The sequence below is a fragment of the Crenobacter oryzisoli genome, assembly GCF_030385785.1.
In the GTDB taxonomy this organism is placed as follows: Bacteria; Pseudomonadota; Gammaproteobacteria; order Burkholderiales; family Chromobacteriaceae; genus Crenobacter_A; species Crenobacter_A oryzisoli.
Genome location: NZ_JAUEDK010000006.1, coordinates 106552 through 121903, shown reverse-complemented (window position 1 = coordinate 121903; position 15352 = coordinate 106552). Strand labels below are relative to the sequence as shown.

The following is a 15352-nucleotide window of genomic DNA, read 5'->3' as shown; positions in this document are numbered from 1 at the left end:
GTCAGAAGAAAAATGGATTCCGCATGAAAGCCTACGAACGACACTCGCCGGCTGGCGACGCCTGCTGCGGCGGCCATGAGCCGCTCGCCGTCGCGCCGGGAGCGCGCTATCGCCTCGTCAATTCCGGCAAGCGTGCCTCGGCTGCCAGCCACGATCACCGGGGCTGCGATCACGATCACGATCATGGGGCTCGCACGCCGGTGGTGCATGCCCGTGCGCCGGAAGGCACGCAGGCACTCAGGCTGCGCATCGAGGCGATGGACTGCCCGACCGAGGAGCGGCTGATCCGCAACAAGCTCGAAGCGATGGACGGCGTGGCGCGGCTCGACTTCAACCTGATCGGGCGTGAGCTGACCGTGCATCACCGTCACGTCGACACCGGGTTGTTCTTCCGCGCTCTCGAGAGCATAGGCATGCGCGGTGTGCTGCTCGAAGCCGGTGCGCCGGCTCCCGACATCGCTCCGGCGCTAAGCCGTCGTGCCAAGATGCTGCTCTCGATTAGCGGCATCGCGGCACTCGGTGCCGAAGTCTACGCCTGGAGCACCGCTCAGGAGACTGCCTGGCCTGTGTTGGCGCTGGCCCTGGTATCGATTGCCAGCGCCGGGCTGCCGACGCTGCACAAGGGCTGGATCGCGCTGAAGAATCTGACCCTCAATATCTACTTCCTGATGACGCTGGCTGTGACCGGTGCACTGATCGTTGGCAGTTGGCCAGAGGCGGCGATGGTGGTGTTCCTGTTCGCGCTGGCCGAGGCGATAGAGGCTCTGTCACTGGAGCGGGCGCGCAATGCGATCCGTTCGCTGACGGCGCTGGCACCCGATTCGGCCAACGTATGGCAGGACGGCGGCTGGGTGGATCGACAGGCCGCCCAGGTTGCGGTCGGTGAGCGGGTGCGGGTACGCACCGGCGAACGGGTGCCGCTCGATGCCCGGGTGCTGACCGGCCAGGCGGCGGTCGACCAGGCGCCGATCACCGGCGAGAGCCTACCGGTCGACAAGTCTGCGGGAGACACCGTCTTTGCCGGCAGCATCGTCACCGACGGGGTGATCGAAACGGAGGTCACCGCCGCCGCCGGCGACAGTACGCTGGCGCGGATTGCCGCGGCGATTCAGGATGCACAATCGCAGCGAGCGCCGACGCAGCGCTTCGTCGATGCGTTCGCCCGCTACTACACACCGGCGGTGGTGCTGGTGGCCGTCGCGGTGGCGCTGGCTGGCCCCCTGTGGCTCGGCGGTGGATGGGGCGACTGGCTGTATCGCGCCTTGGTGCTATTGGTGATCGCTTGCCCTTGCGCGCTGGTGGTGTCAACGCCGGTGACCGTGGTCAGCGGTCTGGCGGCCGCGGCGCACCAAGGCATCCTGGTGAAGGGCGGGGCGTATCTGGAGAACGGGCACAGGCTCAAATCCATGGCGTTCGACAAGACCGGCACGCTGACTCGCGGTCAACCGGCGCTGGCCGACGTGATCGCGCTCGGTCCGCTGCCGGAGGCCGAGGTGTTGCGGCTGGCGGCCAGCCTGGACGAACACGCCACTCACCCGATCGCGCAGGCGATGGTCACCGGTTGGCGAGATCGCATGCCGGGCGATGCCGGCTTGCCAGTTGACGACTTCTCCGTGCTGCACGGCCGCGGTGTGGCTGGGCGCATCGATGGGGCGCTGTGGCGGCTTGGCAACCACCGTCTGGTCGAGGAACTGGGTATCTGCTCGCCTGAACTGGAAGAGAGGCTGTTCGCCTTGGAAGAGCAGGGTAAGACGGCCATCGTGCTGTGTTCCCAGACTGCGCCAGTGGCGCTATTCGGTGTCGCCGACAGCGTAAGGGCGGAGAGTCGTGCGGCGGTCGAACAGCTAAAGGCACTTGGCATAGCACCGGTGATGCTGACCGGCGACAACCCGACTACGGCTGAGGTGATCGCCGCCGAGGTTGGCATCGACGATGCACGCGGTAACCTGCTGCCCGAGGATAAACTCAGCGCAGTGGCTGGCCTGAAGAGTCAACACGGCCAGGTCGGCATGGTCGGCGATGGCGTCAACGATGCACCGGCACTGGCTCGCGCCGACATCGGCTTCGCGATGGGGGCGGCCGGCACTGCCACCGCGCTGGAAACTGCCGACGTGGCGATCATGGACGACGACCCGCGCAAGCTCGCGCTGTTCGTCAGACTGAGCCGCGCCACCACGCGAGTGCTGACGCAGAACATCGCGCTGGCGCTCGGCATCAAGGCCGTGTTTCTGTTGTTGGCCGTGTTCGGCGATGCGACGCTGTGGATGGCGGTGTTTGCCGACATGGGGGCGAGTCTGCTGGTGGTGTTCAACGGCCTGCGGCTGCTGCAGCTGGGGCGGGTCCAGGTGGTGTAGCGACGGGGTGTGTACGTAAAACAGTCGGCCAACCTTGAGGGTTGGCCGACTGTTTTTCAGGATACAGCCGGCCCGGTCAGCGCCGGACCATGGCCGTACACTCGATTAGAAGAAGCCGAGTTTGTCCTCCGCATAGCTGACCAGCAGGTTCTTGGTCTGCTGGTAATGCTCCAGCATCATCTTGTGGGTCTCGCGGCCGATGCCCGACTGCTTGTAGCCGCCGAACGCCGCGTGTGCCGGGTAGGCGTGGTAACAGTTGGTCCACACCCGGCCCGCCTCGATGTGGCGGCCCATGAAGAAGGCGGTATTGATGTTGCGCGTCCACACGCCGGCGCCCAGCCCGTACAGCGTGTCGTTGGCGATCGCCAGTGCTTCGTCGCGATCCTTGAAGGTGGTCACCGACACCACCGGACCGAAGATTTCCTCCTGGAAGATGCGCATCTTGTTGTGGCCATGGAACACGGTTGGCTGAATGTAGTAGCCGTTCTCCAAGCCGTCGCCGAGCGTGGCGCGCTGACCGCCCGCCAGCACCTTGGCGCCTTCCTCACGGCCGATAGCCAGATAGCTCTGGATCTTGTCCATCTGCTCCCGCGAGGCCTGCGCGCCGATCATCGTGCTCGGATCGAGAGGGTTGCCTTGGCGGATCGCCGCCACCCGCGCCAGCGCCTTCTCCATGAAGCGCTCGAAGATCGATTCCTGGATCAGCGCACGGCTCGGGCAGGTGCACACCTCGCCCTGATTGAGCGCGAACATCACGAAGCCCTCGATCGCCTTGTCGAAGAAGGCGTCGTCACGCAGTGCCACGTCGTCGAAGAAGATGTTCGGCGATTTGCCGCCCAGCTCCAGTGTTACTGGGATCAGGTTCTGGCTGGCGTACTGCATGATCAGCCGGCCGGTATTGGTCTCACCGGTGAATGCCACCTTGGCGATGCGCTTGGAGCTCGCGAGCGGCTTGCCGGCCTCGACGCCGAAGCCGTTTACCACGTTCAGTACCCCAGCCGGCAACAGGTCGCCGACCAGCTCCATCAGTACCAGGATCGACAACGGGGTCTGTTCGGCCGGCTTCAGCACCACGCAGTTGCCCGCCGCCAGCGCCGGTGCCAGCTTCCAGGCCGCCATCAGGATCGGGAAGTTCCAAGGGATGATCTGGCCGACCACTCCCAAGGGCTCGTGGAAGTGGTAGGACACGGTGTTGGCGTCAATCTCGCCGAGGCTGCCCTCCTGGGCACGGATGCACGAGGCGAAATAGCGGAAGTGGTCGATCGCGAGAGGGATGTCGGCCGCGCGAGTCTCGCGGATCGGTTTGCCGTTGTCCCAGGACTCGACGGTGGCGAGCAGGTCGAGGTTCGCTTCCATCCGGTCGGCGATCTTGTTGAGGAGGAGTGCCCGCTCAGTCACCGGGGTGTGGCCCCACTTAGCGCGGGCCGCGTGCGCTGCATCCAGAGCCAGCTCCACGTCTTCTGCATCGGAGCGCGGAATCTCGCACAGCACCGCGCCAGTAACCGGGGTGACGTTTTCGAAGTAGCGGCCGTTGACCGGCTCGCACCAGCGCCCGCCGATGTAGTTGCTGTAGCGGGATTTCAGCGTCAGTCCGGTCTGCGCCGGGGTAAGAATGCTCATCGTGGTCTCCTCTGTAGGGGCTAAACGCGCCGTGGCGGCGGCGTCCGACCAGACTTGTGCAGGAACCGTGCCAACAAGAAGTGATGCTGCATTGCAAGGCCGTCCGGTATGGCGACTGCCTAGCAGACATCGAAGGGATATTGCGCGATGCAGCAAGCAAGACGGGCAGTTTCAGCTTGGGAAGCAACAGTTGTTCGCCAATAATCCGAAGAACAACTGTTGCAGCCTGACACAGCTGTCGCGCGACAGTGCGACACCCCTTGGAGAGCGTCATGAGTGAAACTGTTTACCTGCCGCTGCAGGAGGCCCGTCGCCGATTCTTCGACGGCCAGACGCTGCCCGCCGATGCGGTGCCGCCGGCCATTCTGCAGTCGTGGCAACGCTGCTTGGGATTGGGCATGCCGGCCGCAGGCCGTCGCCAGGCCGAGCGGCTTGGTGAACAGACGCTACGAGAACGGCGCGAGTACAACGGCGACTGGCTGGCGCTCGCTCGGCCGACACTGGACGGCCTGTTCGAAGGGGTGGTTGACGATGGCCATGTGGTGATCGTCGCCGACGCGCGCGGCCTGATACTGGACGCCAGCGGCAACGCGGCGTTTCTCGATCGCGCCGAGCAGGTGGCGCTGACGCCGGGAATGGACTGGAGCGAGGAGGTGCGCGGCACCAATGCGATCGGCACGGCGCTGGCGCTGGGTGGCAGCGTGCGGGTACGCGGCGGCGAGCATTACCTTGAGCGCAATCGCAGCCTGTCGTGTACCGCTCGCACCCTGGTCGACCCGCTCGGTCAGACGCTCGGCGTGATCGACGTGTCCGGCCTGCCGCGCCGGCTCGGCGACGGGCATGGCCAGCTGGTGGAGGCAACGGTACGGCTGATCGAGCAGCAGCTATTCGGTCAACGTTTTGGTCGGCACGACACGCTGCTGGTGCACCCGGACCCGACCCAGCTCGGCACGCCGCGAGCCGGGCGGCTGGCCTTCGACGAGGCGGAGCGGCTGGTGGCAGCCAACCGCCAGGCGCTGGGCTGGCTGGGCCTTGACTGGTCGGCGCTGCAACAGCATCGCTTTGCCGACCTGTTCGGCGAGTCGCTCGGCCACTGGCGTGCCCGCTACGGCGTGGGGACGATCCTGCTGCCCCACGGTGGCCGGCTGCCTTTGTCAGCCAGGCTGCTACCGGCCGCGTCTGCGACGCCAGCCGCGCGACCGCGCTCCGTTGCAGATCGAGAGGCCGTGGCGAAGGCTCCGGCGACGGCAGCAGTCTTGCCTGTCCAGCCGCAGTGCGAGGCCGGCTTGCCCGACGAGCTGTCCACACGGGCACTGCGGCTGTTCGAGGCCGACATCCCGGTACTGCTGCAAGGGGAGACCGGGGTCGGCAAGGATCGCTTTGCGCGCTGGCTGCACCAGGCCAGCTCACGGACGCGCGGGCCGTTCGTCGCGGTGAACTGCGCGGCGATCCCAGACGGGCTGATCGAGGCGGAATTGTTCGGCTACGAAGAGGGCGCATTCACCGGTGCGCGGCGCCAGGGCAGCCGTGGCCGGCTGCGCGAGGCGCACGGCGGCGTGCTGTTCCTCGATGAGATCGGCGACATGCCGCTGGCGCTACAGGCGCGCCTCTTGAGGGTGCTGCAGGACCGGCTGGTCACCCCTTTGGGGGGAGGTACCTCACACTCGGTCGACTTGAGGTTGATTTGTGCCACCCATCGGCCGCTCAAGCGGCTGGTCGAACAGGAGGCCTTCCGTGCCGATCTCTATTACCGGCTGTGTCACTATCCCTTGCGGTTGCCGCCGCTGCGCGAGCGTGGCGATGTCGCGGCGATCGCCCAGCAGCTGCTCGACGCGCGCGGCGCCCGTTCCCGTGACATCAGCCTCGCGCCGGCACTGTTGCAGGCAATGCGCCGCTACGCCTGGCCGGGCAATCTGCGCGAGCTCGACAATCTCTTGGCGACACTGCTGGCGCTGGCCGATGACGGCAACACGCTGACACTGGATCATCTACCGGAGGAGCTGCGCGAGGACATGCTGCGCGACGAAGCCAAGCCACTGGACGACTCGCTGCTCGAGCAAGCGCTGGCGCGCTGCGGCGGCAACGTCAGCGCAGCAGCCCGGGCGCTGGGTATCAGCCGCAGCACGCTGTACCGGCAGCGCAGACGGGCGGGGTAGGCGCAGCTGGTGAGCGGTCCTGAGAAAGCGAAGGGCATGAAAAAGCCGGACCCTCGGGTCCGGCTTTCGGTCAAGCAGCGCTGTTTACGGGGCACTGCGCAGCGCGGCGATGCGGTCCTCCAGTGACGGGTGCGAGCTGAACAGCGAGCGGAAGCCGCCGTTGATGCCCATCGCCTGCATCTGGCTCGGCAGTTGTGCCGGCTGGTGCTGCGCGCGCAGCCTTTCGAGCGCGGCGATCATCTTCTGGCGGCCTGCGATGCCGGCGGCGCCGGCGTCGGCGCGGAATTCGCGCTGGCGGCTGAACCACATCACAATGATGCTGGCAAGGAAGCCAAGCAGGATTTCGCAGACCATGCTGGTGATGTAATAGGCCATGCCCGGCGCTTTATTGCTTTCCTCGTTGTTATTGCTCGACAGCGCGCGGTCGACCGCGAACGCGACCACTTTCGAGATCGCGATCACGAAGGTGTTCACCACGCCCTGGATCAGCGTCAACGTCACCATATCGCCGTTGGCGACGTGGCTGATCTCGTGCGCCAGCACCGCCTCGACCTCGTCTTCGGTCATGTTGTAGAGCAGACCGGTGCTGACCGCGACCAGCGAATTGCTCTTGCTCGGACCGGTGGCGAAGGCGTTGACCTCCGGCGAGTCGTAGACCGCCACTTCCGGCATTGGGATGCCGGCGGCCATTGCCTGACGCTGCACGGTGTTCATTAGCCAGGTCTCGGTCGGGTTGCGCGGGGTGTCGATCACCTGCGCGCCGGTCGACATCTTGGCCATCCATTTGGACATGAACAGTGAAATGAATGCGCCACCAAAGCCGAACACAGAGGCAAAGCCCAACAGGGCGGTGAAGTTCATGCCATTGGCGGTGATGAAGCGATTCACGCCGAGCAGCGACGCGGTCAGGCTCAGCACCACCATCACGGCGATGTTGGTCAGAAGAAAGAGAACGATGCGTTTCATCGGTAAGTAATCCTGTCTGGGTAGGGAATAGGCGAAGAGGCAGACAGGTTCGGCTTATAAGCGCAGTGGCAGCCGCGGCCGCAGGCCGAGCGGCAAGGCGAACAGTGTTTCCACGTGGCGGGCCAGAATGTGGCTGGCCGGGCTTGGCGGCCTGAAGCACAGCCGGTACAGCACCGCCACGAGCGAGCGGCGGCCGATCACTAATCGCGCCAGCAGGCGCAGCGGCGCGAAGGCATTGTTCAGCACCAGCCAAGGGCAACGCAACAGGCACCAGCCGGCCATGACCAATAGCCACAGCTCCTGATCCGGCAAGAGGCCGGATAGCGAGGTGAGGCTGTCGTCAAACGCCAGCGATTGCCGGGCGACGGCGGTGGGCTGGATCATGCTCTTGAAGATGGCGGTTTTGCAGGGTTTTTCAAGCGACCGGTATGGTAGCACGCCGCCATATCGCCGCACCCGCCTTCCAAACAGGCCGATTCGGCCTTAAGCTTGCGCATTGCTCATACCGTGGAAAGCTCGTGGACGTTCTGATAGTACTGATGTTGATTGCCATCAATGGCGTTTTTGCCATGTCCGAAATCGCTCTGGTTTCGTCGCGCAAGGTCCGGCTGCAGCAGTGGGCCGAGGAAGGCAATCGTGGCGCCGCGATCGCATTGAAGCTGTCGGGCGAGCCCACCCGTTTTCTGTCCACCATTCAGATCGGTATGACGTCCACCGCCATCCTGTCCGGGGTGTTCGGCGAGGCCACGGTTGCCGCCGAGCTGGCCGATTGGATGCGCCAGTTTTCCTCTGTTGCCCGCTATGCCAGCCCGGTGTCCACCGCGGTGATGGTGGTCATCATCACTTTCCTGACGTTGATCTTCGGCGAACTGGTGCCCAAGCGCATCGCCATGCACAACCCCGAGATGATCGCCACGGTGGTGGCGCGGCCGATGCGCTACCTGTCCAAGATCGGCGCGCCACTGGTCAAGCTGCTGAGTCTGACCACCGACACCGTGTTGCGCCTGATCGGCTCGGGTAAGAGCAAGGAGCCGTCGATCACCGAGGAAGAAATCCGCGTGCTGATGGAGCAGGGCGCCGAGGAGGGGGTGTTCGAGCGCGCCGAGCAGGAACTGGTCGAAAATATCTTCCGTCTCGATGACCGCCGCCTTGCCTCGATCATGACGCCGCGCAAGGAAATCGTCTGCTTCGACCTCGAAGACAGCGCCGAAGAGAATTATCGGCAGATGCGGGAAAGCGGCTACTCGCGTTTCCCTGTGTGCAAGGGCAACCTCGACCAGATCGTGGGCATGGTCAGTGCCAAGGACATGCTCAATTGCCTGCTGGCTGGCGAGACTATCGATTTGGCTCAAGCCGTCAAGCCACCGCTCTATGTTCCAGCGACCCAGTCGCCGATGCAGTTGTTGGAACAGTTCAAGAAGACCCGCACCCACATCGCACTGGTCATCGACGAGTACGGTGAGCTGGAGGGGCTGGTGACGATGAACGACGTGCTCGAAGCGATCGTGGGTGATCTGCCGGAGGCCGACCTGTCCGACGAGGACGAGATCGTGCAGCGCGAGGATGGCAGCTGGCTGATCGATGGCATGCTGGCAATCGACCGCTTGAAGGAACACTTCGATATCGACCACGAGCTGCCGGGTGAGGACACCGGCAACGTCAACACGCTGGGCGGCTTCGTGATGTATCAGCTGGGCCGCGTGCCGGCGGTAACCGATCATTTCGAGTGGCAGGACCTGATGTTCGAGGTGGTGGACATGGACAAGACCCGAGTCGACAAGGTGCTGGTGCGGCGGCGTCCCGCTGAAGCGCCGACCGAAGACGAAAAGCGCTGAATCCCATGATGGCGAACGGGCCGGGCTTAGCCCCGGCCTTTTTTTGCGCCTGTTCGACTCGGAACGCCATGCTTGCACCAAAAAAATACCCCGCCGGGGAGGACGGGGTGGAAAACAAGGATGTCAGGATGTCCAGAATCCAGAACTGGTCAGACCACGCTGCAGGCGACGGATGTGCCTTACGGGGGGAGGGCGCATCCGCTGGGGGGGGGCTGCAACGTGAATTTAGTATGCGAGGGGGGGCGGCGGTTTCGTACAGGACTTTTATGGGCCTTGTGTGACGGTGTGTGACAAGCGGATAACGGCAATTTTATGGTAACGTGCGTTAACAACAATCAGGCGGCGTGCTCGAGCGATCCTTGAGCCGTCCCCTCAACGTAGCCAAGCACGAGGAACTCATGGAAAAGTCGTTGCCGGTTATCGCACGCGAAACCATCACGATGCGCTGGGGCGATATGGACGCCATCGGCCACCTGAACAACACCTACTATTTCCGCTATCTGGAGCAGACCCGCCTGAACTGGCTGGAAAAACTCGGCCATGGCATCGACCCCAACAGTATCGGTCCGGTGATCGCCAGTACCGGCTGCAGCTTTCGCCGCGAGCTGACCTATCCGGCGACCGTGGTGGTGACGCTGGAGCTGGAAAAGCTCGGCAAGAGCAGCCTGAAGTTGCATCATCACTTCTATCGTGACGATGACCCGGAGACGGTCTATGCCGCCGCCGAGGCGACGCTGGTGTGGGTCGACTACCAGGCCGGCAAGTCGGTACCGATTCCGAACGACATCCGCGCTGCGATCGAAGCGGCCGTTGCCGTATACGAGGCAAGCTGCGTCTGAGGAAATAGGGCTTTCTTTTACCACGCAATCCACGGAAAACACAGAAATAAACCTTCCAACTCCACAGTTGAGCGAAGGGTTTGTCAGTGTTTCTCGTGGATTCCGTGGCTAATTGAGTTTTTATCGTCGCAGCACCCTGTTCACCCCTGCCTGCGCATCATCCGCCGGATCGCAAAGCGGTTTGGGTGCACCGCGTCCATCAGTGCGGCACCGATCGGCGCAACTTCACCGTTGAGCTGCGCGGCGAGGATCTCGCCCGACAGCGGTGCGGTGATCAGCCCGCGCGAGCCGTGCGCGGCGTTGGCGTACAGGCCCGGCTCGTACGGGCAGGCCGTATCCGGCTGGGCCTTGGCGTCGTTGCCGAGCTCACGGTAAGTCGTGGCGAGCGCCTCGCTGCGAGCCACCGGTCCGATGATCGGCAAGTAGTCGGGGCTGGTGCAGCGGAACGCCGCGCGGCCGGTGAGTACAGCCGGGTCGAGCGCGGCACCGCCGAGCGCGTCGTAGAGCGAAGGGGCGAGTTCGGCCAGCATCGCCAAGTTCTCCCTGTGCTCCTCGACGTTGGTCGAAAGGTCATCGCTGTCGAACTTGAAACTGGCACCGAAGCAGTGCGCTTCTTCGCGCGCCGGTGACACATAGCCCTCGCCGCACAGCACCGTCTTCAGAGACAGGCTTTCCGCTGTCGCCGGCGTCACCGACACCTGGCCGCGGATGCGCTTGAGTGGCAGGTCGGCAGTGGCATCGAAGGCGCGCGTGTCGGCTGCGCTAGCCAGTACAGCGACTGGGGCGCGGGCCAGTTCGCCTTGCACGCCGAGCGCGCACCATTCGTCGTTGCTGCGTTTCAGCTTCAGTACCCCGGCGTGGGTCAGCACGCGGATGTTCGGGTGGCTGGCCAGCGCGTTGACCAGGGCCGGCGGGTTGACCCAGCCGCCCTGGCCGAACCACAGCCCCCCGTCGCTGAGTGCGATGCCGGCGAGTGCCGATGCCTCGGCCGCGTCGATCGTACGCAGCACCTCGGTCGGTAGGCCGGCTTCGGCCAACTTGGTTTGTTTGGCGGCGGTGTCGGCATCCTGTGCCAGTTGCAGCACGCCGCATCGCTGCCAGGCCTCGCCTTGTGGCAACAGCTTGGCGAGCGTGCGCAATGAATAGCCGTAGCCGGACAACACCAGTTGGGTCAGCGGGGTGAAATGGGCGGACAGCTTCGTATAGAGCACGCCCTGCGGGTTGCCGGACGCCTCCTGAGCCAGTGCCCCGTGCCGCTCCAGCAGTGTCACCTGCCAGCCGCGGATCGCCAGGCTGTGTGCGGTTGACGCGCCGGCGAGTCCGCCGCCGATCACCAGCGCAGTCTTGACTGCCGGTGGCACGGGGGGGGCATACCACGGCGCCTGCCATCCCGACTCCGGTTTCTCGGTCAGCTCGCCGACGCTCATCTCGCGTTTGTGGCCGTAGCCAGCCACCTTGCGCACTGCGAAGCCGGCGACGGTGAGGCCGCGCCGTACCGCCCCGGCGCTGGTGAAGGTGGCGAAGGTGGCCCTGGGGGCTGCGAGGCGGGCCATCTGGTCGAACAGCGGTTGCTGCCACATCTCCGGGTTCTTCGACGGCGCGAAGCCGTCGAGGAACCAAGCGTCGACACCGTGGCTGCTGCGCATATCGAGTTGCGGGTACATGCTTAGCGCGTCGCCGACCGCCAAGGTCAGCGTCACCCGGCCGTTATCGAACACAAAGCGGTGCCAGCCCGGGCTTAGCCAGTCGTATTGTTCCAATAGCGGCGCGGCGAATTCGGCCAGCTCCGGCCACAGCGCCAGCGCCCGCTCGAGATCGGCCGGTGTCAGTGGATACTTTTCGACGCTGACGAAGGCGAGCCGCGCTCCGGACGGAGCATGCTCGGCGAAGCACTGCCAAGCGGCGAGGAAGTTCAGCCCGGTGCCGAAGCCGGTCTCGGCGACGGTAAAGGTGTCGCCCGCAGTCAGCGCGGCAAAGCGTTCCGGCAGGCGGTTGTTGTCGAGGAACACGTGGCGGGTCTCGGCCAGCCCGCTGGCGCATGAGAAGTACACGTCGCCGAAGCGGGTAGAGGCGGGCAGCCCTTCGGACCAGTCGAGTTCTGCGTGGTGGCTCATTGAATTTGGAAACAAAGGTTGGCCCAATCCGGCCGGAGCCGGATCGGGCAGGGTTACAGCGGCAGGTCCGCAGCGGCGGCATCCAGTGCGTCGGGCGCAAGACTCGCCAGCGTCAGGCGCGGCGCATCGGCCAGTTGCGGGTAGTGCTGGTTCATTGAGCGGAAGTACAGCGGGTCGTAATGGCGCACCAGCAGTTCCTCGACGAGCTGGGCGAAGTGGCCCTCGCGCGCCATCGCGTACCAGGCCTCGAGGTCGCGATTGGCGTACACGCCTTTCAGAAAGCCGAGCTGGCGCACCAGGCTTTCGGGGTCCTGCAGGTAGAAATCGTAGTCCTCGCACAGAAAGCGCACCCGCTCGGCCATCGGCACATCGACCATCAGGCAGGGGCTGGCGTGCATGCGCGCGAACAGCGCGTCCGGCAACGACACGAAGCCGATGCGCTTGCTCTCGGACTCGACGAACACCGGTCGTGCAGGGTCGAGCGCCTCGATCGCTGTGAGCAGTTGCGAGTCGAAGCCCTTCTGCGCCGGCTGCGGTTCGTCCGGCAGTTTGCCGAGCACCGAGCCGCGGTGGCGAGCCAGGGCTTCGAGGTCGAGCACCTGGTGGCCGGTACGCGAGAGCGCGGCGAGCAGCCGGCTCTTGCCCGACCCGGTCGGTCCGCACACCATGCGCAAGTCGAGTGCCGTCGGTAGTTTCGCCAGCTTCTCGATCACTTCGTGGCGGTAGGCCTTGTAACCGCCTTCAAGCTGGGATGCCTTCCAGCCGATCTGCGTGAGGATGATCGTGGCAGCGCCGCTGCGCTGGCCGCCGCGCCAGCAATAGATCAGCGGCCGCCAGTCTTTCGGTCGATCATGAAAGCGCTCCTCGATATGGCGGGCGATGTTTCTCGCCACCAATGCAGCACCGACCTTGCGCGCCTCGAACGGGGACACTTGTTTGTACAGTGTGCCGACGCGCGCGCGCTCTTCGTCGTCGAGTACCGGGCAGTTGATCGCGCCGGGCAGATGGTCCTCGGCGAATTCCGACGGCGTGCGCACGTCGATGATCTCGTCAAACTGGGTACGCTGTGCTACGTTCGCGACCTTGAATAGCATGTTGGAAAATGGGGTAAGCCATGGCTGAAATCAAATTGACGCAATTGTCTCACGGTGGTGGTTGTGGCTGCAAAATCGCGCCGTCGGTGCTGGAGTCGATCCTGTCCGGCGCCAAGGAGAAGGTGGCTTTCCCTAATCTGTTGGTCGGCGCGGAGACCTGCGACGACGCAGCGGTGTACCAGCTCAACGAGAGCCAGGCTATCGTCGCCACCACCGACTTCTTCATGCCCATCGTCGACGATGCGTACGACTTCGGCCGCATCGCCGCGACCAACGCGCTGTCCGATATCTACGCGATGGGGGCGAAGCCGATCATGGCGCTGGCCATCGTCGGCATGCCGGTCAACGTGCTGCCGGTCGAGACAATCAAGGCTATTCTCGACGGCGGCGAATCGGTCTGCCACGCGGCCGGCATCCCGCTTGCTGGCGGCCACTCTATCGACTCGCCGGAGCCGATCTACGGCTTGGTCGCACTCGGTGTAGTGCATCCTAAAGAGTTGAAGCGCAACAGCGAGGCGAAGGCCGGCGACGTGCTGATCCTCGGCAAGGGCCTCGGCGTCGGCGTGCTGGCGCAGGCGATGAAGAAGGACATGCTGTCCGAGGCTGGCTACGCCGAGCTGATCGCCACGACGACCAAGCTCAACACCGTTGGGGCGGAACTTGCGTCGCTAGCTGGGGTGCATGCGCTGACCGACGTGACCGGCTTCGGCTTGATCGGCCACCTGCTGGAGCTGTGCCGCGGCGCTGGCCTGACCGGCATCGTCGAGATGAAGGACGTGCCTATCCTCGCCGAGGCGCTGCCGTTGGCCGAGCAGGGCATCGGCCCGGGCGCGATCGAGCGCAATATGGCGAGCTTCGGCGACGGGGTGAAGTTCGGTGCCGATGTCGCGGAGTGGCAGCGCCGCATCCTGGTTGACCCACAGACCAGTGGCGGCCTCTTGGTGGCGGTGGACCCTGCCGGGGCCGACGAAGTGCTGGCGCACTTCCGTAACGCCGGTTTTGCCTACGCTGCCAAGATCGGCCGACTGGAACAGGGCGGCCCGCACGTCGAAGTGCGCTGAGCGGGTCAACGCCGGCCAAAAGCGCCGGCACCTCTGCTATTTGGTCAAACTGTCGACAGTTGGTTGATTCCGGCCAAGAAAAACGCCGCCATGGCCGAGCCTGGCGGCGTTTTTGCGTACAATGGGCTTCTACACAGGAGACAACACGATGAAAACAATTACGCTGGATGGCCAGGCGCTGCCGGTTTCAAACCTGTTCTGCATCGGCCGCAACTACGCCGCGCACGCTGCCGAGCTAGGCAATACGATCGAGCCCGAGCCGATGGTGTTCCTGAAGCCGACCTCGGCGTTGATTGACGAAAGCCAGTCCATCGTGCTGCCCGACTACTCGCACGACGTGCACCATGAGTGTGAGCTGGTGCTGCTGGTCGGCGAGGGGGGAGACAACATCCCGGCCGACTGCGCTCTGGCGCATATCGCCGGGTACGGCATCGGCCTTGACCTTACCGCGCGCGACGTGCAAAGCATCGCCAAGCAGAAGGGCCACCCGTGGGCCAAGGCGAAGGGTTTTCGCGGTGCGGCCTGCGTGTCCGATTTTGTGTCGTCGAGCTTGGTGCGCGATCCGCAGTCGCTCGGCTTCACCCTCAACGTCAACGGCGAAACCCGCCAGACCGGTAATACCTCGCTGATGCTGTTCCCTGTGGCGCAGCTGGTCAGCTACCTGTCGCACATCTACGGCCTGACAGCCGGCGACCTGATCTTCACCGGCACGCCGGAAGGCGTCGCGGCGATCCATCCTGGCGACAGGCTCGAACTCGACCTGCACGGCCTGGTGCGCGCCAGCTTCTCGGTGGCAGCATGAAAAAGCAAGCAGTAATGGAGCAGGACGACGACAAGGTCCGCCTCGACAAATGGCTGTGGGCGGCACGCTTCTTCAAGACGCGCGCGCTGGCCAACGAAGCAATCGAACTGGGCCGCGTGCTCGTCAACGGCGATAGGGTCAAGGCCTCGCGCAACGTCCGTGAGGGCGACGTGCTCGAGCTGCGCCTGAATCAGCTCGAGTACCAGGTGACGGTGCTGGCGCTCGCGATCCAGCGCCGCCCGGCCAAGGAGGCGGTGCTGCTCTATAGCGAGGACGAGGCGGTGCGCTTGGCCCGCGAGGAAAAACAGGCCTTGCTCAAGGCCGAGCATGCCAGCTTCCCGCACGGCGACGGCAAGCCGACGAAGAAGGCGCGCCGCGACATCGAGCGCTTCAAGTCGGGCTTCGGCCACTGAGCCGTCCCGCCCCCCAGGCTTGGCTGAACGCTATGGCGGCCAAGCCCACGGCGCCCCTTGCAGTGCGTGCTTTGCGAGTCCTGCAATTTCTCCCTCCT

At 64.7% G+C, this 15352-nt stretch carries 12 protein-coding genes; 7 read left to right on the top strand and 5 right to left on the bottom strand.

The genetic code is table 11. From position 1 onward, the window contains the following. Positions 1-23 precede the first annotated feature (23 nt). On the top strand, positions 24-2354 hold the full coding sequence (locus tag QU481_RS05280; protein WP_289828858.1) for a heavy metal translocating P-type ATPase: 2331 nt from the start codon (positions 24-26) through the stop codon (positions 2352-2354). A 105-nt stretch (positions 2355-2459) separates the two neighbouring features. Here the strand turns inward: QU481_RS05280 and adh are convergent, their stop codons facing one another. After that, on the bottom strand, positions 2460-3974 hold the full coding sequence (gene adh, locus QU481_RS05275) for an aldehyde dehydrogenase (protein ID WP_289828857.1): 1515 nt from the start codon (positions 3972-3974) through the stop codon (positions 2460-2462). Between the two features lie 272 nt (positions 3975-4246). Here adh and QU481_RS05270 point away from each other — a divergent pair, with 272 nt between their 5' ends. Continuing rightward, positions 4247-6130: a sigma-54-dependent Fis family transcriptional regulator gene (locus QU481_RS05270; protein ID WP_289828856.1), complete on the top strand. Its 1884-nt coding sequence runs from the start codon at positions 4247-4249 to the stop codon at positions 6128-6130. 84 nt (positions 6131-6214) lie between these two features. Here the strand turns inward: QU481_RS05270 and htpX are convergent, their stop codons facing one another. Both htpX and QU481_RS05260 read right to left on the bottom strand, forming a co-directional pair. Further along, positions 6215-7096 carry a protease HtpX gene (gene htpX, locus QU481_RS05265; protein ID WP_289828855.1) on the bottom strand — a complete coding sequence of 294 codons (882 nt, stop codon included), beginning with the start codon at positions 7094-7096 and terminating at the stop codon, positions 6215-6217. A gap of 54 nt (positions 7097-7150) precedes the next feature. Then, positions 7151-7480: a hypothetical protein gene (locus tag QU481_RS05260; protein WP_289828854.1), complete on the bottom strand. Its 330-nt coding sequence runs from the start codon at positions 7478-7480 to the stop codon at positions 7151-7153. Positions 7481-7635: 155 nt separating this feature from the next. Between QU481_RS05260 and QU481_RS05255 the strand changes: the two genes are divergently transcribed. Both QU481_RS05255 and QU481_RS05250 read left to right on the top strand, forming a co-directional pair. Next, the gene (locus QU481_RS05255) at positions 7636-8931 is read left to right on the top strand and encodes a hemolysin family protein (RefSeq protein WP_289828897.1); all 1296 of its coding nucleotides are present in this window, start codon (positions 7636-7638) and stop codon (positions 8929-8931) included. A gap of 398 nt (positions 8932-9329) precedes the next feature. Then, complete coding sequence (locus tag QU481_RS05250; protein ID WP_289828853.1) at positions 9330-9770, top strand: acyl-CoA thioesterase; 441 nt, start codon at positions 9330-9332, stop codon at positions 9768-9770. A 140-nt stretch (positions 9771-9910) separates the two neighbouring features. Here QU481_RS05250 and mnmC read toward each other — a convergent pair whose 3' ends face one another. After that, positions 9911-11884 carry a bifunctional tRNA (5-methylaminomethyl-2-thiouridine)(34)-methyltransferase MnmC2/FAD-dependent 5-carboxymethylaminomethyl-2-thiouridine(34) oxidoreductase MnmC1 gene (gene mnmC / locus QU481_RS05245; RefSeq protein ID WP_289828852.1) on the bottom strand — a complete coding sequence of 658 codons (1974 nt, stop codon included), beginning with the start codon at positions 11882-11884 and terminating at the stop codon, positions 9911-9913. Between the two features lie 53 nt (positions 11885-11937). Beyond that, a complete protein-coding gene (gene mnmH / locus QU481_RS05240) occupies positions 11938-12978 on the bottom strand; it encodes a tRNA 2-selenouridine(34) synthase MnmH (RefSeq protein ID WP_289828851.1) in 1041 nt (346 codons plus the stop codon). Between the two features lie 20 nt (positions 12979-12998). Between mnmH and selD the strand changes: the two genes are divergently transcribed. The 3 genes from selD (at position 12999) to QU481_RS05225 (ending at position 15254) form a co-directional block, all read left to right on the top strand. After that, on the top strand, positions 12999-14039 hold the full coding sequence (gene selD / locus QU481_RS05235) for a selenide, water dikinase SelD (protein WP_289828850.1): 1041 nt from the start codon (positions 12999-13001) through the stop codon (positions 14037-14039). A 148-nt stretch (positions 14040-14187) separates the two neighbouring features. Continuing rightward, positions 14188-14841, top strand: a complete 654-nt coding sequence (locus QU481_RS05230; protein ID WP_289828849.1) for a fumarylacetoacetate hydrolase family protein — start codon at positions 14188-14190, stop codon at positions 14839-14841. Beyond that, a complete protein-coding gene (locus QU481_RS05225) occupies positions 14838-15254 on the top strand; it encodes an RNA-binding S4 domain-containing protein (protein WP_289828848.1) in 417 nt (138 codons plus the stop codon). Before QU481_RS05230 ends, QU481_RS05225 begins: the two co-directional genes overlap by 4 nt. Positions 15255-15352: the final 98 nt, after the last annotated feature.

Excerpts from the sequence above, each read along its gene's own strand:
- QU481_RS05280 (WP_289828858.1), top strand. The coding sequence starts at position 24 with ATGAAAGCCTACGAACGACACTCGCCGGCTGGCGACGCCTGCTGCGGC.
- adh (WP_289828857.1), bottom strand. The coding sequence starts at position 3,974 with ATGAGCATTCTTACCCCGGCGCAGACCGGACTGACGCTGAAATCCCGC.
- QU481_RS05270 (WP_289828856.1), top strand. The coding sequence starts at position 4,247 with ATGAGTGAAACTGTTTACCTGCCGCTGCAGGAGGCCCGTCGCCGATTC.
- htpX (WP_289828855.1), bottom strand. The coding sequence starts at position 7,096 with ATGAAACGCATCGTTCTCTTTCTTCTGACCAACATCGCCGTGATGGTG.
- QU481_RS05260 (WP_289828854.1), bottom strand. The coding sequence starts at position 7,480 with ATGATCCAGCCCACCGCCGTCGCCCGGCAATCGCTGGCGTTTGACGAC.
- QU481_RS05255 (WP_289828897.1), top strand. The coding sequence starts at position 7,636 with ATGTTGATTGCCATCAATGGCGTTTTTGCCATGTCCGAAATCGCTCTG.
- QU481_RS05250 (WP_289828853.1), top strand. The coding sequence starts at position 9,330 with ATGGAAAAGTCGTTGCCGGTTATCGCACGCGAAACCATCACGATGCGC.
- mnmC (WP_289828852.1), bottom strand. The coding sequence starts at position 11,884 with ATGAGCCACCACGCAGAACTCGACTGGTCCGAAGGGCTGCCCGCCTCT.
- mnmH (WP_289828851.1), bottom strand. The coding sequence starts at position 12,978 with ATGCTATTCAAGGTCGCGAACGTAGCACAGCGTACCCAGTTTGACGAG.
- selD (WP_289828850.1), top strand. The coding sequence starts at position 12,999 with ATGGCTGAAATCAAATTGACGCAATTGTCTCACGGTGGTGGTTGTGGC.
- QU481_RS05230 (WP_289828849.1), top strand. The coding sequence starts at position 14,188 with ATGAAAACAATTACGCTGGATGGCCAGGCGCTGCCGGTTTCAAACCTG.
- QU481_RS05225 (WP_289828848.1), top strand. The coding sequence starts at position 14,838 with ATGAAAAAGCAAGCAGTAATGGAGCAGGACGACGACAAGGTCCGCCTC.